The 23633-nt window shown below is 53.5% G+C and carries 22 protein-coding genes and 1 other annotated feature; of the genes, 9 read left to right on the forward strand and 13 right to left on the reverse strand.

Features of this window, described 5'->3' with window-relative positions; translation table 11 throughout:
* Window positions 1-16: 16 nt before the first annotated feature.
* From lapB to pgpB, 3 genes are all read right to left on the reverse strand, one after another.
* The gene (gene lapB / locus RT644_RS02880) at window positions 17-1186 is read right to left on the reverse strand and encodes a lipopolysaccharide assembly protein LapB (protein WP_045508065.1); all 1170 of its coding nucleotides are present in this window, start codon (window positions 1184-1186) and stop codon (window positions 17-19) included.
* A 6-nt stretch (window positions 1187-1192) separates the two neighbouring features.
* Window positions 1193-1501 (reverse strand): LapA family protein, encoded by a 309-nt coding sequence (locus tag RT644_RS02885; protein WP_016495876.1) that lies wholly within the window; start codon window positions 1499-1501, stop codon window positions 1193-1195.
* A gap of 140 nt (window positions 1502-1641) precedes the next feature.
* Window positions 1642-2406: a phosphatidylglycerophosphatase B gene (gene pgpB / locus RT644_RS02890; protein WP_313625543.1), complete on the reverse strand. Its 765-nt coding sequence runs from the start codon at window positions 2404-2406 to the stop codon at window positions 1642-1644.
* A 196-nt stretch (window positions 2407-2602) separates the two neighbouring features.
* On the opposite strand from pgpB, the gene ribA reads away from it, so the two are divergent.
* On the forward strand, window positions 2603-3190 hold the full coding sequence (ribA, locus tag RT644_RS02895) for a GTP cyclohydrolase II (protein WP_016495874.1): 588 nt from the start codon (window positions 2603-2605) through the stop codon (window positions 3188-3190).
* Between the two features lie 46 nt (window positions 3191-3236).
* On the opposite strand, the gene acnA is transcribed toward ribA, so the two are convergent.
* The 6 genes from acnA to topA form a co-directional block, all read right to left on the reverse strand.
* On the reverse strand, window positions 3237-5912 hold the full coding sequence (gene acnA / locus RT644_RS02900) for an aconitate hydratase AcnA (RefSeq protein WP_313625545.1): 2676 nt from the start codon (window positions 5910-5912) through the stop codon (window positions 3237-3239).
* 173 nt (window positions 5913-6085) lie between these two features.
* Window positions 6086-6184 (reverse strand): small membrane protein YmiC, encoded by a 99-nt coding sequence (ymiC, locus tag RT644_RS02905; protein WP_228007861.1) that lies wholly within the window; start codon window positions 6182-6184, stop codon window positions 6086-6088.
* 138 nt (window positions 6185-6322) lie between these two features.
* Window positions 6323-6493 (reverse strand): hypothetical protein, encoded by a 171-nt coding sequence (locus tag RT644_RS02910; RefSeq protein WP_016495872.1) that lies wholly within the window; start codon window positions 6491-6493, stop codon window positions 6323-6325.
* A 1-nt stretch (window position 6494) separates the two neighbouring features.
* The gene (locus RT644_RS02915) at window positions 6495-6656 is read right to left on the reverse strand and encodes a YmiA family putative membrane protein (RefSeq protein ID WP_082071763.1); all 162 of its coding nucleotides are present in this window, start codon (window positions 6654-6656) and stop codon (window positions 6495-6497) included.
* A 317-nt stretch (window positions 6657-6973) separates the two neighbouring features.
* Window positions 6974-7948 (reverse strand): HTH-type transcriptional regulator CysB, encoded by a 975-nt coding sequence (cysB, locus tag RT644_RS02920; protein WP_313625548.1) that lies wholly within the window; start codon window positions 7946-7948, stop codon window positions 6974-6976.
* 180 nt (window positions 7949-8128) lie between these two features.
* On the reverse strand, window positions 8129-10726 hold the full coding sequence (topA, locus tag RT644_RS02925) for a type I DNA topoisomerase (RefSeq protein WP_045508058.1): 2598 nt from the start codon (window positions 10724-10726) through the stop codon (window positions 8129-8131).
* Window positions 10727-11123: 397 nt separating this feature from the next.
* Between topA and RT644_RS02930 the strand changes: the two genes are divergently transcribed.
* The gene (locus RT644_RS02930) at window positions 11124-11375 is read left to right on the forward strand and encodes a YciN family protein (protein ID WP_016495869.1); all 252 of its coding nucleotides are present in this window, start codon (window positions 11124-11126) and stop codon (window positions 11373-11375) included.
* Window positions 11376-11405: 30 nt separating this feature from the next.
* On the opposite strand, the gene sohB is transcribed toward RT644_RS02930, so the two are convergent.
* On the reverse strand, window positions 11406-12452 hold the full coding sequence (gene sohB, locus RT644_RS02935) for a protease SohB (protein ID WP_313625552.1): 1047 nt from the start codon (window positions 12450-12452) through the stop codon (window positions 11406-11408).
* Between the two features lie 214 nt (window positions 12453-12666).
* Between sohB and RT644_RS02940 the strand changes: the two genes are divergently transcribed.
* Both RT644_RS02940 and cobO read left to right on the forward strand, forming a co-directional pair.
* Window positions 12667-13422, forward strand: a complete 756-nt coding sequence (locus RT644_RS02940) for a YciK family oxidoreductase (RefSeq protein WP_269231087.1) — start codon at window positions 12667-12669, stop codon at window positions 13420-13422.
* A complete protein-coding gene (cobO, locus tag RT644_RS02945) occupies window positions 13419-14009 on the forward strand; it encodes a cob(I)yrinic acid a,c-diamide adenosyltransferase (RefSeq protein ID WP_305735932.1) in 591 nt (196 codons plus the stop codon). Before RT644_RS02940 ends, cobO begins: the two co-directional genes overlap by 4 nt.
* A 206-nt stretch (window positions 14010-14215) precedes the next feature.
* Here the strand turns inward: cobO and rluB are convergent, their stop codons facing one another.
* The 3 genes from rluB to rnm all read right to left on the reverse strand — a co-directional run bounded on the left by rluB (window position 14216) and on the right by rnm (window position 16704).
* Window positions 14216-15106, reverse strand: a complete 891-nt coding sequence (gene rluB / locus RT644_RS02950; protein ID WP_016495864.1) for a 23S rRNA pseudouridine(2605) synthase RluB — start codon at window positions 15104-15106, stop codon at window positions 14216-14218.
* A gap of 99 nt (window positions 15107-15205) precedes the next feature.
* Window positions 15206-15826: an L-threonylcarbamoyladenylate synthase gene (locus tag RT644_RS02955; protein ID WP_313625556.1), complete on the reverse strand. Its 621-nt coding sequence runs from the start codon at window positions 15824-15826 to the stop codon at window positions 15206-15208.
* Window positions 15823-16704, reverse strand: coding sequence for an RNase RNM (rnm, locus tag RT644_RS02960; protein ID WP_097405901.1), 882 nt, complete (start codon window positions 16702-16704; stop codon window positions 15823-15825). The genes RT644_RS02955 and rnm overlap by 4 nt, the downstream gene beginning before the upstream one ends.
* 160 nt (window positions 16705-16864) lie before the next feature.
* Window positions 16865-16959 (forward strand) — a sequence feature (Trp leader region).
* A gap of 26 nt (window positions 16960-16985) precedes the next feature.
* On the opposite strand from rnm, the gene RT644_RS02965 reads away from it, so the two are divergent.
* From RT644_RS02965 to trpA, 5 genes are read left to right on the forward strand one after another with little or no spacing between them, the layout of a single operon-like run.
* Window positions 16986-18548 (forward strand): anthranilate synthase component 1, encoded by a 1563-nt coding sequence (locus RT644_RS02965; protein ID WP_045508047.1) that lies wholly within the window; start codon window positions 16986-16988, stop codon window positions 18546-18548.
* Complete coding sequence (gene trpD / locus RT644_RS02970) at window positions 18548-20143, forward strand: bifunctional anthranilate synthase glutamate amidotransferase component TrpG/anthranilate phosphoribosyltransferase TrpD (RefSeq protein WP_313625561.1); 1596 nt, start codon at window positions 18548-18550, stop codon at window positions 20141-20143. Before RT644_RS02965 ends, trpD begins: the two co-directional genes overlap by 1 nt.
* Window positions 20144-20146: 3 nt before the next feature.
* Window positions 20147-21505 (forward strand): bifunctional indole-3-glycerol-phosphate synthase TrpC/phosphoribosylanthranilate isomerase TrpF, encoded by a 1359-nt coding sequence (gene trpCF, locus RT644_RS02975; protein WP_160270038.1) that lies wholly within the window; start codon window positions 20147-20149, stop codon window positions 21503-21505.
* Window positions 21506-21517: 12 nt separating this feature from the next.
* Window positions 21518-22711 carry a tryptophan synthase subunit beta gene (gene trpB, locus RT644_RS02980; RefSeq protein ID WP_016495858.1) on the forward strand — a complete coding sequence of 398 codons (1194 nt, stop codon included), beginning with the start codon at window positions 21518-21520 and terminating at the stop codon, window positions 22709-22711.
* A complete protein-coding gene (gene trpA / locus RT644_RS02985; protein ID WP_313625564.1) occupies window positions 22711-23520 on the forward strand; it encodes a tryptophan synthase subunit alpha in 810 nt (269 codons plus the stop codon). The genes trpB and trpA overlap by 1 nt, the downstream gene beginning before the upstream one ends.
* The last annotated feature ends 113 nt before the right edge of the window (window positions 23521-23633 follow it).

The following is a 23633-nucleotide window of genomic DNA, read 5'->3' on the forward strand; positions in this document are numbered from 1 at the left end:
ATGATGTTTTTAAAAATTACTGGCCATCCAGGCCGCGAATCGGTTTAACGGTCGACCACGCCCGGCAAGACGGACAATGCCAGTACATGGTAAACGCGGTGAATCCACATTTATGGCAGCGATAACGGGGTTTACTGCGCACCTGCTCGCCCACCATTTCACGCAGCACCATCAGGCTCTCTTTGGCGCGCCCCTCTTCGGCTTCGTTGAGGTGGTAATCCATTAGCTTATGGAAAACGCGCATGGTGGGATGCCGCTGCAGTTGTCGCGTAACATAACTCTGCGCCGCGTCAGGCCCATCGCGGCGCTCCATAATATCTGCCAACATCAATTCGGCAGTCGCACCGGTGTTCTCTTCCACGCAACGCTGTAAAAATGCTGCCCATTCGTCATTTTTACCCAATTGCTGATAGCAGGTTTGCAGCATTTCCAGCGTTTCGCTGACGAGTTCTTTATCCTGATCGATAACGCGTAACAGGCTTTCCACCGCTTTTGCATAATCGCCATCGGCCATAAACACACGGCCCATCATGATAGAGACGCGCGGGCTGTCACGATCGGCGGCAGCGCCTTTTTTCAGCAATGCCATCGCCCGCCCCATCTCTTCGTTGCCCATCTGCTGCAACGCCAGCTCACAGTAGAAATGCGCGATTTCGCCCCGCTGCTTATCTTTGCCGAGTTTCACTAGCCGCTCAGCGACATCGATGGCTTTTTGCCACTCACTGGTCGCCTGATAAATTTGCAGCAATTGCTGGAGCGCACCGACCCGAAAATCAGTTTCATCCACCAATTGGTTAAACATATCTTCCGCGCGATCGTACATGCCGGCCGCCATGTAGTCGCGGCCAAGTTGCTGCACCGCCAGCAGGCGCTGATCGTAAGAGAGGGACGCGCTTTCCATCAATGTCTGATGAATACGGATTGCACGGTCAACCTCACCGCGCGAGCGGAAAAGGTTGCCGAGAGTGAGGTGCGCTTCAACGGTGCCGGTGTCCTCTTTCAACATATCGAGGAACAGATCAACTGCTTTATCTTGCTGATTACTCAGTAAAAGGTTAACCCCGGCGACGTATTCACGTGACAGCCGGTTAGCCTCATCCTGTTTCGTCTGTTGAGCATTTCTGCGCCCCATATACCAGCCATAGGCAGCCGCGACAGGTAACAACAGAAACAACAACTCCAGCATAAAATATTATTCCTTCACTGCCGTTGCGCCGGTTGCAACCGTAACAGTTGTGGCAGGAGTAAGCTGGTGCTCAAGACGTTTGATTTTACGTTCGGCGCGCGCCAGAGAAACGCGAACGCGTAGCCAGAAAAGGCCACAAATCAGCCAGCCGATAATAAAACCAGCAGCAAACAGCACGGCCAGCAGCGTGGAAATCCTGTATTCACCCTGTGCGAGCAAATAGTTGAATGTGACTTGCTGATCGTTTTGCGCGCCAAGGGTAATCGACACAACAAAAATCGCTAACACCAGTAAGAAAATGAGTAAATATTTCACATTACGTCCCGTTATTTGCTGCCGAGCGATGAATTTATATGCAACGACTGCATTCAGCCCTATAAACTACCATTTTAGCGCCCGGCGCGAAATGGAAATGCATGATGTTAAATTCTGATTTGCGGGCGAAACAGCGGAAATCAACCCTCTTGATCGCGAGCAATAATTTCCGGTACTTCTTCCGCAGGCGGCGTGAGCGGGCCGCAAATACGCTGGGCAAGCCAGGTCGCCAACGTCACAAGCAGCCAGGATATCAACGTCGCAACCACCAAATCGCGCGGCCAGTGCATGCCTAACAGCAGCCGGCTCCCCATCACGCCTGTCGCCCACACAAGCAGCACAGCAATCGTCCATGTGCGTCTGCGTGGCCACAGCAACCCCACGGCTAATAATGCCCAACTTGCGGCAAACATGGTATGTCCGGAGGGAAATGCGAAACCCGTCTCTTTTTGCCAGTGTTTACGTAAAAACCCAGGAATATCATGCTGGCTGGAGAGTTGTTTTTTCACTAACTCTCCCCGGTCCTTACGTTTCAAAGTGTAGAACTGTTCGGCCTGAACATCGTGCGTTTGTTCCAGCCACAGGACGAAAGGTCGCGGCTCCTGCACACGCTCTTTGACAAAAGATTTAACCCCCTGTCCTGCCAGAATCGCGCAGCCAAGAATAACGAACAGCATCACTGCAGCCTTGAGGCGAAAACGCAGGCACCAGAGAAACCACGCGCACAACAAGACATGCGTGATAATTCCCCACGGTTGGGTAACGGTTTCTGTTAACCAGTATAAAAAATGCAGCCACCAGCGGGTTTGCCCCGGCTCCCAGTTCCAGCCGGAAATCCACATTATCAGCGGCATGATCAATAAAATCGCCGCACCTGCTGTTGTTCGCATTGCAATGGAAAGCATCTTTTCTCCTTCTGATTTCGCGAACCAATATAACTGAAAAATAACATTTCCGCTGAAACCTGCGCATTTGTGCGTTTAAACGGCAATGCGTGGGTCACCAGTAGGCGATGCGTAATGCATTGTGGCAAAATGAGGTTATACAGAAGGCCAACAGGCTAAAGGTGCGCAGTGCACCACTAAAAATCCGGAGATTCACATGCAACTTAAACGTGTGGCAGAAGCCAAACTGCCAACCCCATGGGGCGACTTCCTGATGGTGGGTTTTGAAGAACTGGCAACCGGGCAGGATCATGTCGCTCTTGTTTTCGGTGATATTTCCGGGCAACTGCCCGTACTTGCGCGCGTTCACTCCGAGTGTCTGACCGGCGATGCCTTGTTCAGCCTGCGCTGTGATTGCGGTTTTCAGCTTGAAGCGGCGCTCAATCACATCGCAGAAGAAGGACGCGGCGTACTGCTTTATCATCGTCAGGAAGGCCGTAACATCGGTTTGCTGAATAAAATCCGCGCGTATGCGCTGCAGGATCAGGGCTATGACACCGTTGAAGCGAACCATCAGTTGGGTTTTGCTGCCGATGAACGCGACTTCACGCTTTGCGCGGATATGTTTAAATTGCTGGCGGTAGACGAAGTTCGTCTGCTGACCAATAATCCAAAAAAAGTTGAGATCCTTACCGAGGCAGGAATCAATATTGTAGAGCGCGTACCGCTGATCGTCGGGCGTAACCCGAAAAACGCGCACTATCTCGATACCAAAGCAGAAAAAATGGGGCACCTGCTGAAATAAGCGCCCCATCGGTGATGAAACAGGCCTGCAGATGCAGGCCTTTGTTTTAATTCAACATATTACGGATCACGTAATGCAGAATGCCATCGTTGCGGTAATAGGTCAGCTCCGTTGAGGTATCAATGCGACAGCGGCACGCCAGCGTCTCCTGCTTGCCATCGGCGCGGGTTAATGTCACCGATAAGGTTCCACCGGGCGTGATATTTTGCAGATCGACAACGTCCAGCTTTTCCTCCCCCGTCAAAGCCAGCGTTTTTCGCGTCACGCCTTGTGGGAACTCAAGCGGCAGGATCCCCATACCAATCAGGTTGGAACGGTGAATACGCTCGAAAGATTCAGCAATTACCACCCGAACTCCCAACAAGCGCGGCCCTTTTGCCGCCCAGTCGCGGCTGGAGCCTGAACCATACTCTTTGCCGGCAATCACCGCCAGCGGCGTACCCTCTTGCTGGTAGCGTACCGCGGCATCATAAATAGAGACCACTTCGCTGCCCGGCAAATGACGCGTCATGCCGCCTTCAACGCCCGGCACCATTTCGTTGCGAATACGGATATTGGCGAATGTCCCGCGCATCATTACTTCATGGTTGCCACGTCGCGAACCATAGGAGTTAAAATCCCGGCGCTCGACGCCATGGCTTTGCAGATACCGGCCCGCCGGACTGTCCGCTTTGATACTGCCTGCTGGCGAAATATGGTCGGTCGTGACCGAATCACCGAGCATCGCCAGGATCCGCGCCCCATGAATATCTTCCACCGGTTTTGGCTGCGCCTGCATATCTTCAAAGAATGGCGATAACCGGATGTAAGTCGAGTCATTCTGCCAGCTATACGTATCGGAGTGCTCAACCTCAATCGCCTTCCACTCCGGCGTGCCTTCAAACACCTCGGCATACTCCTTGCGGAACATTTCAGTTGAGACTTGCTCAACCGCACGGGCGATCTCACTACTTGTTGGCCAGATATCTTTCAAATAGACCGGATCGCCTTTTCGGTCATGACCGAGCGGGTCAGTGGCGAGGTTGATATTCATATTGCCCGCCAGCGCATAAGCCACCACCAGCGGCGGTGAAGCAAGCCAGTTCGTTTTAACCAGGGGGTGAATACGTCCTTCGAAATTGCGGTTGCCTGAAAGCACCGCACCAACGGTAAGATCGCCTTCACGGATCGCCTGTTCAATAGGCTCAGGTAACGGTCCAGAGTTACCGATACAGGTAGTACAACCGTAACCGACAAGGTTAAAACCCAGTTCATCCAGATAAGGCGTTAATCGCGCCTGCGCCAGATAGTCAGAAACCACTTTCGAACCAGGCGCCAGCGATGCTTTCACCCATGGCTGTCGTTTGAGCCCGGCGGTGACCGCTTTTTTGGCCAGCAGCCCGGCGGCCATCAACACACTGGGGTTTGATGTGTTAGTACAAGAAGTGATCGCAGAAATCACTACCGCACCGTCCGGCAATTCATATTTCTGCCCGTTCAGCACGTACTCGACCGGTTTGCGATCTTTCTGCGCCGTGTTCAGTTCAAGTTCTGAGCTGGCTGCAAAGGCTTTAGGCACATCGCTCAGCGCGACCCGATCCTGAGGGCGTTTTGGCCCGGCGAGGCTCGCTTCAACGTCGTGCATGTTCAGTTCAAGCGTGCTGGTAAAGACGGGTTCATCGCCCGGGTTACGCCACATACCTTGAGCTTTCGCATAAGCCTCCACCAACGCGACTTGCTCTTCGCTACGACCACTCAGGCGCATATAATCGAGCGTCACGCCATCGATAGGGAAAAAGCCGCAGGTTGCGCCATATTCCGGGGCCATATTGGCAATGGTGGCGCGGTCGGCAAGCGGCAGCGAATCAAGGCCATCGCCGTAAAACTCAACAAATTTACCGACAACGCCGTGTTTGCGCAGCATTTGCGTGACCGTCAGCACCAGATCGGTTGCCGTGATCCCTTCTTGCAATCTACCGCTCAGTTTAAAACCGACAACATCAGGGATCAGCATAGAGACCGGCTGCCCGAGCATCGCAGCTTCGGCTTCAATCCCGCCCACGCCCCAGCCCAATACACCGAGGCCATTAATCATGGTGGTATGAGAGTCGGTGCCGACAAGCGTGTCAGGATAGGCAACCCACTCTTTGCCCTGCAATTCGCTCCAGACCGCTTTGCCGAGGTATTCGAGATTTACCTGGTGGCATATTCCTGTTCCCGGCGGCACCACGCTGAAACGGCTAAAAGCCTGCTGGCCCCAGCGCAGGAAAGCATAACGCTCATGGTTACGTTCCATTTCAAGACGGACGTTCTCTTCGAAGGCGTCATCATCACCGAAGTGATCAACGGTCACAGAGTGGTCAATCACCAGATCGACCGGGGATAGCGGGTTCACTTTAGCGGTATCGCCACCAAGACGTTTCACCGCTTCACGCATCGCCGCTAAGTCAACGACGGCGGGAACACCGGTAAAGTCCTGCATCAGGACCCTTGCAGGGCGATAAGCGATTTCGCGATCGGCGTGCGCATTGTCGAGCCAACCGGCCAGAGCACGGATATCTTCTTCAGTGACAGATTCTTCGTCCTGCCAGCGCAGGAGATTTTCGAGTAAAACTTTTAGCGACTTGGGTAACCGTGCGATATCCCCAAGTTGTTTAGCGGCCAGCGGCAAGCTGTAGTAGTGATAAGTTTTGTTCTCTGCCTGCAACGTGTCCTTACTGGCTTCGCGTAGGGTTGACGACATGTGCTCCTCCTTAATTACAGGGATTGCTTACCCTGATGCTCTTCAGGGTCTGTATTAAAGATAACACAAACATATCGTAACGTTTTGATAACAACCAAAATTGCTACAAAAGGGAAAATCTTTCAGGAGAAGGGAAATAAAAAAACCTCGCTGATGCGAGGTTTTTCAATTCATTAGCGAAGGGCAGCCCAGACAATCTGTCCCCAGAAAAGAATGGAAACAGAAAAAGCAGCTAACCACGACCAGTATTTCATTCCGCAATCATTACTCATAAATTTATTACCAGAAAATCTATTCATTAAAACTGAGTCATTACTCAATTCATTTATGCTGTGTATTAATTAAAGAGTACAAAAGAACGCATCAATGAATAGCCGGGATAATTTCCCACGTTTATTCTGATGATATTTTTATTGTTTTTTGATGTCGTCTTCAGAGAAGGCATCAATAAAAGCTTGTTGCTGCGGCGTCAGCTTCCAGGAAGCCGGAATAGAGGTCACAGGTTTCTTTTTCGCTTTAGCTGGTGTGTCATGCAGTTGACATACTTGCTTAACCGGTTCGAATCGACCCGCTATAGCCATTTTAACCCCAGAATTTCCAGATCAATAACGCGACGACTGCCCAAAACACGGCAGAGCCAAGAAATACCGCCAGCCAGGCTTTACGCTTAAGCTCAGGGTCCCTTTGCGGCTCTTCACTTCCTGATGGCATTGCTAACCTCGTACAATCGACATCACTTATCATTTTGGGTACCAACAATCGGTGTAATTAATCATGAGATGAGACAAATCCTAAAAGAACTTTAGCCGAAAATCCAGTGAATTTACTCACCAATTCCAAAGAAATATTTAATCTTTTGACCCGAAATAAATTATTGAAGTAATAAATTTGCAGAGCGGCAATTTAGTTTCTATTTTTGTCGCTAAATAGTGACAGTGTCGGGTTTAAAATTGTGAAGGCAATCACCCGGAAAGGTGATTGTATCAAAGATGAAGATAATTCTAATTTGGCTTTAGGAGACATTATGGGTATCTTTTCGGGCGATAAGATACCCTACGGCATTATTTCTGCGGCAACTTAATATCTTTAAACATCGCTTCTATATCTTCATTAGAACGCAACGCCACGGCGGCATCGACCACATCGCGCGTTAAATGTGGCGCGAAGCGCTGAATAAAATCATACATATAGCTGCGCAGGAACGTGCTGCGACGGAAACCTATTTTTGTGGTGCTGTGGCTGAAGATTTCGTGAGCATCCAGTTTAATAAGGTCCGGATCGGAGATCGGATCCACCGCCATGCTGGCAATAACCCCTACTCCCAGCCCGAGTCTGACATACGTTTTGATAACGTCTGCATCTGTCGCGGTGAAAACAATTCGTGGCGTCAACCCTGCTCGATTAAACGCCGTGTCGAGCTCTGAACGTCCGGTGAAGCCAAAGGTGTAAGTCACCAGCGGGTATTGCGCCAGCTCATCAATACTGACGGACTGCTTAGACGCCAGCGGATGATCGGGTGTCACCACGATCGAGCGATTCCAGTGGTAGCACGGTAACATCACCAGATCATCGTAAAGATGCAGCGCTTCAGTGGCGATGGCGAAATCAGCATTGCCTTTAGAAACCGCTTCTGCAATCTGCGTTGGCGATCCCTGGTGCATGTGCAATGAAACGCGCGGATAGCGTTCGATAAACCCTTTAATCACATTCGGCAGGGCATACCGCGCCTGGGTATGCGTGGTGGCTACATACAGCGAGCCCTTATCCGGCCAGGTGTGTTCCCCCGCCACCGATTTAATTGCGTCAACTTTGGACAATACTTCACGCGCAATGCGGATGATTTCCTGCCCGGCGGGCGTCACCTGAGTGAGATGTTTGCCACTGCGGGCGAAGATTTGTATGCCGAGCTCATCTTCCAGCATGCGGACTTGTTTACTGATGCCAGGCTGAGAGGTATAGAGCCCTTCCGCCGTGGAAGAGACGTTGAGGTTGTGATTCACCACCTCGACGATATAACGAAGCTGCTGTAGTTTCATAACAGACCATCCGAAGTACGCAAACGGGGTTATCGCTTAATACGATTTGATAATAAAAAAGCGGTTAGCTATAACAACTATATCATTTATAGCTTCCGTGTATAGCAGCGAACAAAGAATAATAACGCGCAAATAAAAAGGGCCGGAAAACCGGCCCCTAAAGGTATATGGCTGAAAAAACTACTTTTTAGCTTCAGTCCATTTATTGTCGATATAAAACGCTGACCACCCGGTCGCTTTCCCGTCTTTTTCCGAAGCAACATATTGCTGCCTGGTCTTGCGGCTAAAACGCACAATGGTTTTGTTGCCCTGCGGATCTTCCTGCGGGGCGTCCGCAAGATAGCGCAGTTTTTCCGGCAGACGGTCACGGAAGCGGTACAGTTCTTCTACCAGCGGTGCACGTGTTTCGCGAGATTTCGGGAAGGTATTCGCCGCGAGGAACACCCCTGCTGCGCCATCACGCAGAACAAAATAGGCATCCGATTTTTCGCACGGCAACTCCGGCAACGGTACCGGATCCTCCTTCGGCGGTGCAACTTCACCGTTACGCAGGATCTTACGCGTATTTTTACACTCGTCGTTGGTGCAAGCCATGTACTTACCAAAACGCCCCATTTTCAGGTGCATTTCAGAACCGCATTTTTCACACTCAACGATTGGGCCGTCATACCCTTTGATGCGGAATTCACCCTCTTCGATCTCGTAGCCATCGCAGGTTGGGTTATTCCCACAGACATGCAGTTTACGCTTCGGATCAATCAGGTAACTGTCCATCGCCGTACCACATTTCTGGCAACGACGTTTAGCGCGCAGCGCGTTGGTTTCCGCGTCTTCGCCTTCCAGCACATTGAGCACTTCGTTTTCCGGCACCAGGTTAATGGTGGTTTTGCAGCGCTCTTTCGGCGGTAACGCATAGCCGGAACAGCCAAGGAAAACCCCGGTACTGGCGGTACGAATGCCCATTTTACGCCCACATGTCGGGCAGTCGATGCTGGTCAGTACCATCTGATTCGGACGCATACCGCCCGCTTCAGGATCCTGTTCAGCTTGCTCCAGCTGGCGAGAGAAATCGCCAAAGAAGCTGTCCAGCACCTTGCGCCATTCCGCTTCGTGGTTCGCCACGCGGTCGAGGCTGTCTTCCATCTGTGCGGTAAAATCGTAGTTCATCAGCTCGCGGAAATTCTCTTCCAGACGATCGGTAACAATTTCACCCATTTTTTCCGCATAAAAACGGCGGCTTTCAACACGCACATACCCCCTGTCCTGAATGGTCGAGATGATCGACGCATAGGTAGACGGGCGGCCGATGCCGCGTTTTTCCAGCTCTTTTACCAGCGAAGCTTCGCTAAAACGCGCAGGTGGTTTGGTAAAGTGCTGTGCCGGCGTTAACTCTACAAGCGAAAGAACATCGCCTTTATTCACCGCAGGCAACGTACGATCTTCATCACCTTTGCGCAGCGCGGGCATCACTTTTGTCCAGCCATCGAAACGCAGGATACGACCACGAGCTTTAAGACGGAAATCGCCTGCGCCCACCGTCAGCGTGGTGGAATCATACTGAGCAGGGGTCATCTGACAGGCAACAAACTGGCGCCAGATCAGCTGATAAAGCTTCTGCGCGTCGGCTTCCATGTCTTTTAACGATTCAGCTAACACCGCGACATCGGAAGGACGAATAGCTTCGTGCGCCTCCTGAGAGTTCTCTTTGCTAGCGTACTGATTAGCGTTTTCCGGCAGGTATTTTTTACCGAAGTTATCAGCAATGTAATTGCGCACCATCGACACGGCGTCCTGGCTCAGGTTTGTCGAGTCGGTACGCATATAAGTGATGTAGCCGGCTTCATACAGGCGCTGCGCCATCATCATGGTTTTCTTCACGCCAAAACCCAGACGCGTACTGGCGGCCTGTTGCAGCGTAGAGGTAATAAATGGTGCACCCGGTTTGCTACTGGTCGGCTTATCTTCCCGCTCCAGCACCGTATAACGCGCTTTTTCCAGCAGGCTGACCGCCGCCATGGTTTGCTCGCGATTAACCGGACGGAAGGCTTTATCCCCTTCATGCGTCACCTGCAGCGGCAGCGTATCGCCACCAGGCGTCGCTGTAGCAGCGTCGATCTCCCAGAACTCTTCCGGCACAAACGCTTTAATTTCGCGTTCGCGCTCAACAACCAATCGCACGGCGACCGACTGTACGCGACCAGCGGAGAGGCCGCGGGCAATTTTCTTCCACAGCAGTGGAGACACCATGTAGCCCACCACGCGGTCCATAAAACGGCGTGCCTGTTGAGCATTCACACGGTCAATATTCAGTTCGCCCGGCGTTTCGAAGGCCTGACGAATCGCATTCTTGGTAATTTCGTTAAACACGACACGGCTGTAGCGTTTCTCGTCGCCACCGATCACTTCCCGCAGGTGCCACGCAATGGCTTCCCCTTCGCGGTCAAGGTCGGTTGCGAGATAGATGTGGTCGGCTTTTTCCGCCAGCGATTTCAGCTCGGAAACCACCTTCTCTTTACCGGGCAGCACTTCATAATGTGCATCCCAGTTGTGCCATGGGTCGATCCCCATGCGATTGACAAGAGCGCCGCGTTCATCCTTTTTAGGCTTCTTAGCCGTTTTGGCGGAGGCTGAGTCTGCGCTCTTTTTGGGTGCTGATCCACTGGTCGGCAAATCACGGATATGACCAACGCTGGATTTAACCACATAGTCATTACCCAGATATTTATTGATCGTTTTGGCTTTTGCCGGGGACTCAACGATAACGAGAGCTTTACCCATATTCACCTTTACCTAATTAAATTCTTCCAGAAATTCGTCGCATGTCGCTTCAGACCCACCGGCGACGAGCATTCAATATTGCGGCGGCGTCAATGGATATCAACCCTTTTTTTAACAAAGCGCGTAAAACGGAGCGTTCAGGTGACTGAGTTTACAGGCTTTTTCGCGCCAGGGCGGAGTAGCACAACGATATAACGGTCGAATGTCAAGCAAATCTGTTGCCAGATTGACGAAAGCGTCACACTGTACCTGATAAAATTTGTTACGCAACTTTATTAGCATGCAAAAGCGGATCACGCCAGCACAACGCCCAGGCAAAGCCCTTGCAAAAACAGGGAAAATTTGCCCGGGAACCGGGCCAGCGGTAAACTGACGAAATTTTTTGAGGAGTAGAAAAATGCAAGAGACATCTCAGCCAATCAATCGCCAGTCTCTGCTTGAACTGGCTAATAAAATGATCAGTGAGCATGATGACACGCTATCCGGTATCGTCGCGACCGGCGTCAGCCAGCGTAACGGCGTACTGGTTTTCAGCGGCGAGTATTTTCTTGATGAGCAAGGCTTGCCGACGGCGAAAAGTACAGCGGTATTCAACATGTTCAAATACTTAGCGCATGAGCTTTCTGAAAAATATCATCTGATCGACTAAAAGAAAACGCGAGGCCGAAGCCTCGCGTTTTTACATCATCGGTTTTTGCCCGCGCTGCCACCAGCGCATCAGCAAATGATCGATGCTCTCCATCGCACTGCCCGTAAAACGTTCCATCAGCTTTTTACGCTGCTGATAGCGCACACCAATCACTTCGTGATCTTCGATAAGCCCCAGCAGCAGATCATCGCTGGTGCCAATGGCGTCGATCAGTCCTTTATCAAGCGCCTGGGAGCCGTACCAGTGCTCACCCGTCGCCACGCTTTCAATGTCCAGTTCAGGCCGCATCTGGTGAACAAAACCTTTAAACAGATCGTGAGTTTCGTTCAGGCTCTCGCGAAATTTCTGCCGCCCTTCTTCCGTGTTTTCACCAAGCAGTGTCAGCGTACGTTTGAACTGACCCGCTGTGTGCAGCTCAATGTCGATCTCTTTGCCTTTGAGGAAGCGGTTAAAGTTGGGGATCTGCGCTACCACGCCGATAGACCCGATGATCGCGAACGGTGCCGCAACAATTTTATCGGCCACGCAAGCCATCATATAGCCGCCACTGGCAGCCACTTTGTCGACGGCGATGGTCAACGGGATATGCTTGTCGCGCAAACGTTGTAACTGGGAAGCGGCAAGACCGTAGCCATGCACCACGCCTCCCGGGCTTTCCAGCCGCACAACGACTTGATCCTGCGGCGTTGCCACCGCCAGCACTGCTGTAATCTCTTCACGCAATGCGTTGACTTCGCCCGCGTCCACACTGCCTTTGAAATCGAGCACATAGGCACGCGGCGCGCCTTTGTCTTGCTGTTCGCTGGCCTTCGCCTTCGCTTTTGCCGCTTTCGCTTCCAGCTTCAGTTTTTTCTTCTGCGCTTTGTGCCAGTGTTTCTGTTGGTGATCATCCAGCAAGGAGACCGACATCTCCTCCTGCATCTCTTTATATTGCTCACTCAAACGGGTGATTTTCAGTTCTCCCCGCTGGCGTTTGCGCTGTGTCAAATTAACAATCAGCACGGCCACAACAGCAATCGCCACGACGACAGTCGCGATTTTGGCCAGAAACAGGCCATACTCAGACAGTAATTCCATGCATACCACCTCGATTACACCACTCGACAATCGCACCAGTGTACATGAGCGATGCTGGCACGTCTCGCGTAAGCCATTGGTACAATGTGCCATGTTGCTGAATTTTTTCGTAAAGGTTGCGCAACCTTCCCGCAGGCTGATTGAAATAGCCCTCTGTTTAAGGCATAAAGCCAACATGTGAAGGCGATAACAGGCTCCGGCCTGAGGAGAGAGTGTGCATTATCAGCCACAACGCGATTTGTTAAACGATCGCATCATTCTGGTGACCGGTGCCAGCGACGGCATCGGCAAAGAAGCGGCGCTGACCTACGCCCGCTACGGCGCGCGCCTCATTCTGCTGGGGCGAGACGACGCGAAATTACAGCAGGTTGCGCGCGATATTGAACAAGAAGGCCAGCAAGCGCAGTGGTTTACCCTGGATATGGCAAGCTGCACCCCGGAAATGTGCCAGCAACTGGCTGATACCATTGCGGCCACCGTGCCACGTCTGGACGGTGTATTGCACAATGCCGGTTTACTCGGGGATGTATCGCCAATGATCGAGCAGGTTCCGGCAGTCTGGAACGAGGTGATGCAGGTCAACGTGAACGCCACCTTTTATCTCACCCAGGCGCTTCTTCCTTTATTACTTAAATCGGACTGCGGCTCTCTGGTTTTCACCTCCTCGAGCGTTGGCCGCCAGGGACGTGCTAACTGGGGCGCTTATGCTGTGTCGAAATTTGCCACCGAAGGGATGATGCAGGTGCTGGCCGAAGAGTATCAAAACCGGGTGCGGGTCAACTGTATTAACCCAGGCGGTACGCGCACCAAAATGCGTGCCAGCGCCTTTCCGACCGAAGATCCAGACAAACTGAAAACCCCCGCCGATATTATGCCGCTTTATCTGTGGCTGATGGGCGATGACAGTCGCCGTAAAACCGGTATGAGTTTTGATGCCCAACCGGGTCGCAAACCAGGAATTTCACAATGAGCGAAGAACGATATCAGCAACGCCAGCAGCGCGTAAAAGAGCGTGTCGATGCGCGCGTCGCTGCCGCACAGGATGAACGCGGGATCATTATTGTTTTTACCGGAAACGGTAAAGGGAAAACCACCGCCGCATTCGGCACAGCAACACGCGCAGTCGGCCATGGTAAAAAAGTGGGCGCCATTCAGTTTATCAAAGGGACGTGGCCGAATGGCGAACGCAACCTGCTGGAACCGCTGGGCGTGGAATTTCAGGTAATGGCAACCGGTTTTACCTGGGACACGCAAAACCGCGAAAGCGACACCGCAGCCTGTCTGGCGGTCTGGCAACATGCCGAACGAATGCTGGCCGATCCCGCGCTGGATATGGTGCTGCTGGATGAACTGACCTATATGGTGGCCTATGATTACCTGCCGCTGGAAACGGTACTTGACGCGTTACGCAAACGCCCGGCAAGCCAGACGGTGATTATCACCGGACGCGGCTGCCACCGCGATATTCTTGACCTGGCGGATACCGTCAGCGAATTACGACCGGTGAAACACGCTTTTGAAGCAGGCGTGAAAGCGCAACAAGGTATCGATTACTGACGCAACGTAAGGCTGCCGTCATTGCAGGTAGCGCTTTTTTGCCCCTGGAGACCGGGCCGCAGATATTAGCAAGCAGCTACAGCCACCGCGTGAGATTTCACGCAAGCGATCGGGCTGAACCAAATCAGTTCCACATCCACTGACATGGTTCTTTGGTGAGCAACAAAAAAGGGGCTTTCGCCCCTTTCTCTTATTCTTTATTAAGATCAGTCGTTTTTATTACGCGAACTGCCGGGACGACGACCACCACCGGACTTACCAGCCGGTTGGCTGTGGCGTTTCACCGCGCGGCGGATCTGGTTCGCTTTCATGCGACGGCGATCTTTCTCCACGGCCACTTTGGATTGCGTTTCCGCATCCAGCCCCACCAGCTCACGCAGGTAGTTAGTTTGCGCCAGATCGAGTTCCGTCCAGCCACCGCGAGGCAAACCTTTTGGCAGCGGAATATCACCGTAACGTACGCGGATCAGGCGGCTAACCTGTACGCCAACCGCTTCCCACAGACGACGCACTTCACGGTTGCGCCCTTCGGTCAGGGTGACGTTATACCACTGGTTAATGCCTTCGCCACCGCTGAACTTGATGGTTTTAAACGCCGCCGGGCCATCTTCCAGCTGCACACCGCGCGACAGATCGCGCAACTTCGCGTCATCAACTTCGCCAAAAACACGTACCGCGTATTCACGCTCAACTTCACGGCTCGGGTGCATCAGTCGATTCGCCAGTTCACCATCGGTGGTAAACAGCAACAGACCGCAGGTATTAACGTCGAGGCGACCTACCGCGATCCAGCGCGCGCCGCGCAGTTTCGGTAGACGATCAAAAACTGTCGGGCGTCCTTCCGGATCGTTACGCGTACAGAGTTCGCCTTCCGGTTTGTAGTACGCCAGCACGCGGCAGATCTGCTCCACGGACTCTTTCACTGAAATGAGGTGGCCATCGATACGGATTTTCAGCGCAGGCGTTACTTCCACGCGATCGCCCAGTGTGGCGATTTTGCCGTCCACGCTTACGCGGCCAGCCTCAATAATAGATTCGATTTCACGGCGGGAACCGTGGCCAGCTCGCGCCAGCACTTTCTGTAGTTTCTCGCTCATAGAGCTTCCTTCAGGTGTCGCCTTCACAGGCGTCGAATAGGGTCATCAGGTCGGCGAAGCCGCTGCTGAAATGGCCGCGTAGTATAGCGGCTTGCGCCACTATAAGAAAGGCTTAACGTCGCCAACCCCTTCGCGAATAACCTCGGGTGTCGATTCCGTTAAATCGACCACCGTCGTCGGTTGTTGGCCGAGATAGCCACCGTGGATGATTAAATCCACCATTTTTTCCAGCCGATCTTTAATTTCATCCGGATCAGATTCGGTAAAATCACTGCCCGGCAGCATTAACGAGGTAGAGAGCATCGGTTCGTTGAGCGTTTCCAGCAGCGCCAGCGCAATCGGGTTCGACGGTACGCGCAGACCAATCGTTTTGCGTTTTTCCTGCAATAAACGGCGCGGCACCTCTTTTGTCCCTTTCAGAATAAACGTGTAATTGCCGGGCGTATTATTTTTAATCAGACGAAAAGCCACGTTATCGACAAAGGCATACGTCGACAGCTCCGATAAATCGCGGCACATCAGCGTAAAGTTGTGGCCATCCGGCAGGTGACGAATGCGGCAAATACGCTCCATCGCCCCTTTGTCTTCAATTTTACAGCCCAACGCATAACCGGAATCGGTGGGGTACACGATGACGCCGCCTTTACGCACAATTTCTACCGCCTGGTTAATCAACCGCGGCTGGGGGTTTTCCGGATGAATATAAAAAAATTGACTCATACTTCCCTCTCTCTGTTCTGTTGCGGCTGCTCCCATTTCAGCCATACGCCCTCAACACCGGCCGGAAGCCAGAGTTTGCGCCCCAGTTCAATCCATGGGCAAGGCTGATGGAAATCAGAACCTTGCGACGCCAGTAAACCAAACTGACAGGCATACGCGGCGAGCTGCGTTCGCTCGTTGGGAGCCTGCTGGCATTGGGCGACTTCCATCGCCTCACCGCCGCACTGTGCAAAATACGCCAGCAGCCTTTTCAGCCATTTAGCAGAAAGGTTATAGCGACCAGGGTGGGCCATTACCGCCGTTCCGCCAGAATGATGAATCACATCAATAGCTTGTTCTATTGTACACCACTGGGGAGGAACGTATCCCGTTTTGCCCCGTGCCAGATACTTTTTAAACACATCGGCAATATTGCTTGCTTTGCCCTGTTCCACCAGGAAACGGGCAAAGTGTCCGCGCGTTACATTCGCCCCCTGCGCCAGCCGTTGAGCGCCTTCCCAGGCACCGGGAATGTGCGCTTTTTCTAAACGCTCAGCAATCAGTTTCGCCCGCTGGACCCGGCGTTCAGATTGCGCCTGCAAAAAAGTACGCAGCGTCGGGTGGTCAATATCAATATTCAGACCAACAATATGTATTTCGTGGTTTTCCCAGACGGTGGAGATCTCCACACCGCTGATAAGCTGCAAATCCAGTCCGGCACGGACAATTTCCGCACGGGCTGCAGGAATGGCATCGGTGGTATCGTGGTCGGTTATCGCCAGCGTACCGACGCGCATTTCTACCGCGCGATGCACCAGTTGTTCCGGGGAAAGCAGACCGTCAGAGGCCGTCGTATGGCTGTGAAGATCGTAAATAATGGCGTAATTCGTGTCGCTCAAAGCGGCTCCGCTAATTCATCTGGACGTCGGTTTGTCGCCTATCATACAGTCCAGAGAATATTTTCTGAATTCGAGGTTGACTTTCTTTTCCTGAACCAGTTAACTAGTACGCAAGTTCACACGACAAGGTATCGCAAACATGAATGCCCATTTCTCTGTTACTCGCTGGTGGCGCACTCCCTGACAAGGGCTGTGAGATCACGTGCGCATTCAGCATATCGATACCAGGCCCGCTCACCCAGCGGGCTTTTTTTTGAACAAAATAAATAATGAGAGCGACTATGCAAACGCAAAAACCAGCACTCGAACTTCTGACCAGCAACGCCAGCTACCGCAGTAACCCGACGGCGTTGTTCCATCAATTATGCGCTGCCCGCCCGGCAACTCTGCTGCTGGAATCAGCGGATATTGATAGTAAAAGTGACTTAAAAAGCCTGCTGTTGGTTGATAGCGCATTGCGTATCACCGCGCTTGGTGACACTGTCACCATTACAGCATTAACTGAAAATGGAGCAGCACTCCTGGCGCTGCTGGATAACGCCCTTCCAGCCGGTGTTGAAAACACCCTGCTGCCCGATGGGCGCGAGCTACGATTCCCGCCGGTCAGCAGCCTGCTGGATGAAGACGCCCGCCTCTGTTCGCTCTCTGTGTTTGATGCTTTTCGCTTATTACAAAACCTGGTCGACGTCCCTTGCGATGAACGCGAAGCCATGTTCTTCGGCGGCTTGTTCGCGTATGACCTGGTAGCCGGTTTTGAAGATTTACCGCAGCTTACGCACGATCGCCGTTGCCCGGACTACTGCTTTTACCTCGCCGAAACCTTACTGGTGATCGACCACCAGAAACAGCAAACCCGTATCCAGGCAAGCCTGTTTACGCCTTCAGCAGAGGAAAAAGACCGCCTGCTCCAGCGAATCGACACCCTGCGCCAGCAGCTGGATCACCCGGCCGGGGCGTTGCCGGTGGAGAAAGTTGAACATATGCGCTGCGACTGCAACCAGAGTGATGAAGAGTACGGCGCAGTGGTTCGCGAAATGCAAAAAGCGATTCGCGCGGGCGAGATTTTTCAGGTAGTACCGTCTCGTCGCTTCACCCTGCCTTGCCCTTCACCGCTGGCGGCTTACGAAGTGTTAAAAAAGAGCAACCCCAGCCCGTACATGTTCTTTATGCAGGATAACGATTTCACCCTGTTCGGTGCCTCACCGGAAAGCTCGCTGAAATACGACGCCAGCAACCGCCAGATTGAGATCTACCCTATCGCCGGTACCCGTCCGCGTGGACGCCGTCCGGATGGTTCACTGGATCGCGATCTCGACAGCCGTATTGAACTGGAGATGCGTACCGACCACAAAGAACTGTCAGAACACTTAATGCTGGTGGATCTGGCGCGTAATGATCTGGCGCGCATCTGCACACCGGGTAGCCGCTATGTCGCTGATTTAACCAAAGTCGATCGCTACTCCTACGTGATGCACCTGGTTTCACGCGTGGTGGGTGAGCTGCGTCAGGATCTGGATGTTCTGCACGCCTACCGCGCCTGCATGAACATGGGCACCTTGAGCGGTGCGCCAAAAGTGCGCGCAATGCAGTTAATTGCTAAAGCGGAAGGCACACGTCGCGGTAGTTACGGCGGCGCGGTGGGTTATTTCACCGCCCATGGCGATCTGGATACCTGCATCGTGATTCGTTCTGCGTGGGTGGAGGACGGTGTGGCAACGGTACAGGCAGGCGCGGGTGTCGTGCTGGATTCCGTTCCGCAATCCGAAGCCGATGAAACCCGTAATAAAGCTCGCGCGGTTCTGCGCGCTATCGCTACCGCACACCACGCTCAGGAGACTTTCTGATGGCTGACATTCTGCTGCTTGATAACATCGATTCCTTTACTTACAACCTGGCGGATCAGCTGCGTGCGAGCGGACACAACGTGGTGATTTACCGTAACCATGTTCCGGCGCAGACCTTGATCGACCGCCTTCAGACAATGCAAAACCCGGTGCTGATGCTTTCTCCAGGTCCAGGTGCACCATCTGAAGCGGGCTGCATGCCGGAGCTGCTTACGCGCTTGCGCGGCAAGTTACCGATTATCGGTATCTGCCTCGGTCACCAGGCGATTGTTGAAGCCTATGGCGGCTACGTCGGCCAGGCGGGTGAAATCCTGCACGGCAAAGCCTCAAGTATCGAACACGATGGCCAGGCGATGTTCGCGGGGTTAAGCAACCCGCTTCCCGTAGCGCGTTACCACTCACTGGTGGGCAGCAACATCCCGGCAGGATTAACCATCAATGCCCATTTTAACGGCATGGTGATGGCGGTGCGTCACGACGCCGATCGCGTTTGCGGTTTCCAGTTCCACCCGGAGTCGATTTTGACCACGCAAGGCGCACGTCTGCTGGAACAAACGCTGGCCCGGGCGCTGCAAAAACTGGAGCAGACGAATACGCTGCAACCGATTCTGGAAAAACTGTATCAGGCTCAAACACTCAGCCAGCAGGAGAGCCACCAGCTTTTCTCTGCGGTGGTACGCGGCGAGCTGAAGCCGGAACAACTGGCGGCCGCGCTGGTGAGTATGAAAATTCGCGGTGAGCATCCCAACGAAATTGCCGGAGCGGCCACCGCACTGCTGGAGAATGCCGCGCCGTTCCCGCGCCCGGACTATGCTTTTGCCGATATCGTCGGCACCGGTGGCGACGGCAGCAACAGCATTAATATTTCCACCGCCAGTGCCTTTGTCGCTGCTGCGTGCGGACTGAAAGTTGCCAAACACGGCAATCGCAGCGTGTCGAGCCGTTCCGGCTCATCGGATTTACTGGCGGCATTTGGTATCAATCTGGATATGAACGCAGATAAATCGCGTACCGCGCTCGATGAGCTGGGTGTCTGTTTTCTGTTTGCGCCGAAGTATCACACCGGTTTTCGCCACGCAATGCCGGTCCGTCAGCAGTTGAAAACCCGCACGCTGTTCAACGTGCTCGGCCCGTTGATTAATCCGGCGCACCCACCGCTGGCGCTGATCGGCGTCTATAGCCCGGAGCTGGTGCTGCCGATTGCCGAAACCCTGCGCGTCCTCGGTTATCAGCGTGCGGCAGTCGTACATAGCGGCGGCATGGACGAAGTGTCACTGCATGCGCCTACACTGGTTGCCGAACTGCACGATGGCGAAATCAAAAGTTACCAACTCACCGCTGCCGACTTTGGCCTGACGCCGTACCATCAGGAGGCGCTGGCTGGCGGGACACCGGAAGAAAACCGTGACATTCTGACACGCTTACTCCAGGGTAAAGGTGAGGCCGCGCATGAAGCCGCCGTCGCTGCCAATGTCGCCATGCTGATGCGTCTGCACGGCGAAGAGGATTTACAGGCCAACGCGCAGAAAGTTCTGGATGTGCTGCACAGCGGAGCAGCCTACGACAAAGTCACCGCACTTGCGGCAAGAGGGTAAAAAATGCAGACCGTTTTAGCGAAAATCGTCGCCGATAAAGCCGTATGGGTAGCGGCGCGCAAGGAGCAACAACCGCTGGCCAGTTTTCAGAACGAGGTCGTGCCAAGCACGCGTCGCTTTTACGATGCCCTGCAAGGCACGCGGACAGCGTTTATCCTGGAGTGCAAAAAAGCCTCGCCCTCCAAAGGCGTGATCCGCAATGATTTTGACCCGGCGCGCATTGCGTCTATCTACAAACATCATGCGTCGGCAATTTCCGTGCTGACGGATGAGAAATATTTCCAGGGCAGTTTTGATTTTCTGCCGATTGTCAGCGGCATCGCGCCGCAGCCAATCCTGTGCAAAGACTTTATTATCGACGCTTATCAGATTTACCTGGCGCGTTACTACCAGGCAGATGCGTGCCTGCTGATGCTTTCGGTACTCGACGATGAGCAGTACCGCCAGCTTGCCGCCGTCGCGCACAGTCTGAATATGGGCGTGCTGACGGAAGTCAGTAATGAAGAAGAGCTGCAACGCGCTATCGCGCTGGAAGCGAAAGTCGTCGGCATCAACAACCGCGACCTGCGCGACTTGTCCATCGATTTGAACCGCACCCGTGAGCTTGCTCCGCGCCTTGGCACAGGTGTGACGGTCATCAGCGAATCTGGCATCAATACTTATGCTCAGGTGCGTGAGCTCAGCCATTTTGCCAATGGTTTCCTGATTGGCTCCGCGCTGATGTCCCATGACGATCTCGATGCGGCGGTAAAACGCGTTTTGCTGGGTGAAAACAAAGTGTGCGGACTGACCCGCCCGCAGGACGCGCAGGCGGCCCATCAGGCCGGTGCCATCTACGGTGGTTTGATCTTCGTGGCCAGCTCCCCGCGCGCCGTAACGGAAGTGCAGGCACAAACGGTGATGCAAGCCGCGCCGCTGCAATATGTTGGTGTGTTCCGTAATGCCGCGCCCGAAGACGTGGTGGCTAAAGTTAACGCGCTCAATCTGGTAGCCGTCCAACTGCACGGTGATGAAGACCAGGCCTATATCGATACGCTGCGTGAACGTCTGCCGGCGAAGACGCAAATCTGGAAAGCGCTCAGCGTTGGCGACAGCCTGCCCGCGCGGCGCTTCCGGCAGGTCGATAAATATGTGTTTGATAACGGCCAGGGCGGCAGCGGTAAACGTTTCGACTGGTCGCTGCTGGCAGGCGAACCGCTGGATAACGTGATTCTTGCTGGTGGCCTGAGCGCAGATAATTGCGTGCAGGCGGCCAAAACCGGCTGTGCCGGACTCGATTTTAATTCAGGCGTGGAGTCGGAACCGGGTATCAAAGATGCCAGCAAACTGGCCTCGGTTTTCCGCACACTGCGCGCTTATTAAGGAAAGAAGATAATGACGACACTACTGAATCCCTATTTTGGCGAGTTTGGCGGAATGTTCGTTCCGCAAATCCTGATGCCGGCATTGCGCCAGCTTGAAGAAGCCTTTGTCAGTGCACAGAGCGATGCCGAATTTCAGCAACAGTTTAACGATCTGCTGAAAAACTACGCCGGACGTCCGACCGCGCTGACCAAATGCCAGAACATTACTGCCGGTACGCGCACCACGCTTTACCTCAAGCGTGAAGATTTGCTGCATGGTGGCGCGCACAAAACCAACCAGGTGCTGGGTCAGGCGTTGCTGGCAAAACGCATGGGCAAAACCGAAATTATCGCCGAAACGGGAGCGGGTCAGCATGGCGTGGCCTCGGCGCTGGCGAGCGCCCTGCTGGGCCTGAAATGTCGCATCTATATGGGCGCAAAAGACGTTGAACGCCAGTCGCCAAATGTGTTCCGCATGCGCTTAATGGGCGCGGAAGTCATCCCGGTACACAGCGGTTCCGCCACGCTGAAAGATGCCTGTAACGAGGCGCTGCGCGACTGGTCTGGTAGCTATGAAACCGCGCACTATATGCTGGGAACTGCGGCAGGTCCGCACCCTTTCCCGACCATTGTGCGCGAGTTCCAGCGCATGATTGGTGAAGAGACCAAAGCGCAGATCCTCGAAAAAGAGGGGCGTCTGCCGGATGCAGTTATCGCCTGTGTGGGCGGTGGTTCTAACGCGATCGGTATGTTTGCCGATTTTATCGACGAAACCTCTGTCGGCCTGATTGGTGTCGAGCCGGCGGGTCACGGTATTGAAACCGGCGAGCACGGCGCACCGCTGAAACATGGCCGCGTTGGCATCTATTTTGGTATGAAATCGCCGATGATGCAGACAGAAGAAGGCCAGATTGAAGAGTCTTACTCTATTTCTGCGGGTCTCGATTTCCCGTCAGTCGGACCACAGCATGCGTACCTCAACAGTACGGGGCGTGCCGACTATGTTTCGATCACCGATGACGAGGCGCTGGAAGCCTTCAAAACCCTGTGCCGCCATGAAGGGATCATTCCGGCGCTGGAATCCTCGCACGCCCTCGCCCATGCGCTAAAAATGATGCGCGAGAACCCGGACAAAGAACAGTTGCTGGTGGTTAACCTTTCCGGACGCGGCGACAAAGATATTTTTACCGTACATGACATCCTGAAAGCGCGAGGGGAAATCTGATGGAACGCTATGACAATTTATTTAAACAGCTGAGCGCGCGCAAAGAAGGTGCATTCGTTCCCTTCGTCACGCTGGGCGATCCGTCCCCGGAACAGTCGTTAAAAATCATTGATACGCTGATTGAAGCGGGTGCGGATGCGCTTGAGCTGGGGATCCCCTTTTCCGACCCGCTGGCGGATGGCCCGACCATCCAGAACGCCACGCTGCGCGCCTTTGCCGCAGGCGTGACACCGTCACAATGTTTCGAAATGCTGGCAACCATTCGCCAGAAGCATCCGACCATCCCCATTGGCTTGCTGATGTACGCCAACCTGGTTTTCAGTCGGGGAATTGACGAATTCTATGCCCAGTGCGCAAAAGTCGGCGTCGATTCTGTGCTGGTGGCGGATGTGCCGATTGAAGAGTCCGCACCGTTCCGCCAGGCGGCTTTGCGCCATAATATCGCGCCCATTTTTATCTGCCCGCCAAACGCGGACGACGATCTGCTGCGCCAGATTGCCTCTTATGGCCGGGGGTACACCTACCTGCTTTCGCGCGCTGGAGTCACTGGCGCGGAAAACCGTGCGGCGCTGCCACTGCACCATCTGGTGAAAAAACTTACCGAGTATCACGCTGCGCCCGCGCTGCAGGGCTTCGGTATTTCCGCGCCGGATCAGGTTAGCGCTGCCGTAGAAGCAGGTGCCGCCGGGGCGATTTCCGGTTCAGCGATCGTGAAAATCATCGAGAAAAATCTCGCCAACCCAACGGCTATGCTGGCTGAACTGAAAGCCTTTGTGCAAAGCCTGAAAGGCGCTACTTTACCGCGTTAACCTCCCGCACCGCCTGTTGATTCAGGCGGTGCGCTTTCCTGTTTATCCCCATGTTTTCCTGACGCATTGTTAAAAGGTTCATATTTTCTGTGGAATAATAATCCTAAAAATTA

The sequence above is a fragment of the Kosakonia sp. genome (assembly GCF_032104925.1).
GTDB lineage: Bacteria > Pseudomonadota > Gammaproteobacteria > Enterobacterales > Enterobacteriaceae > Kosakonia.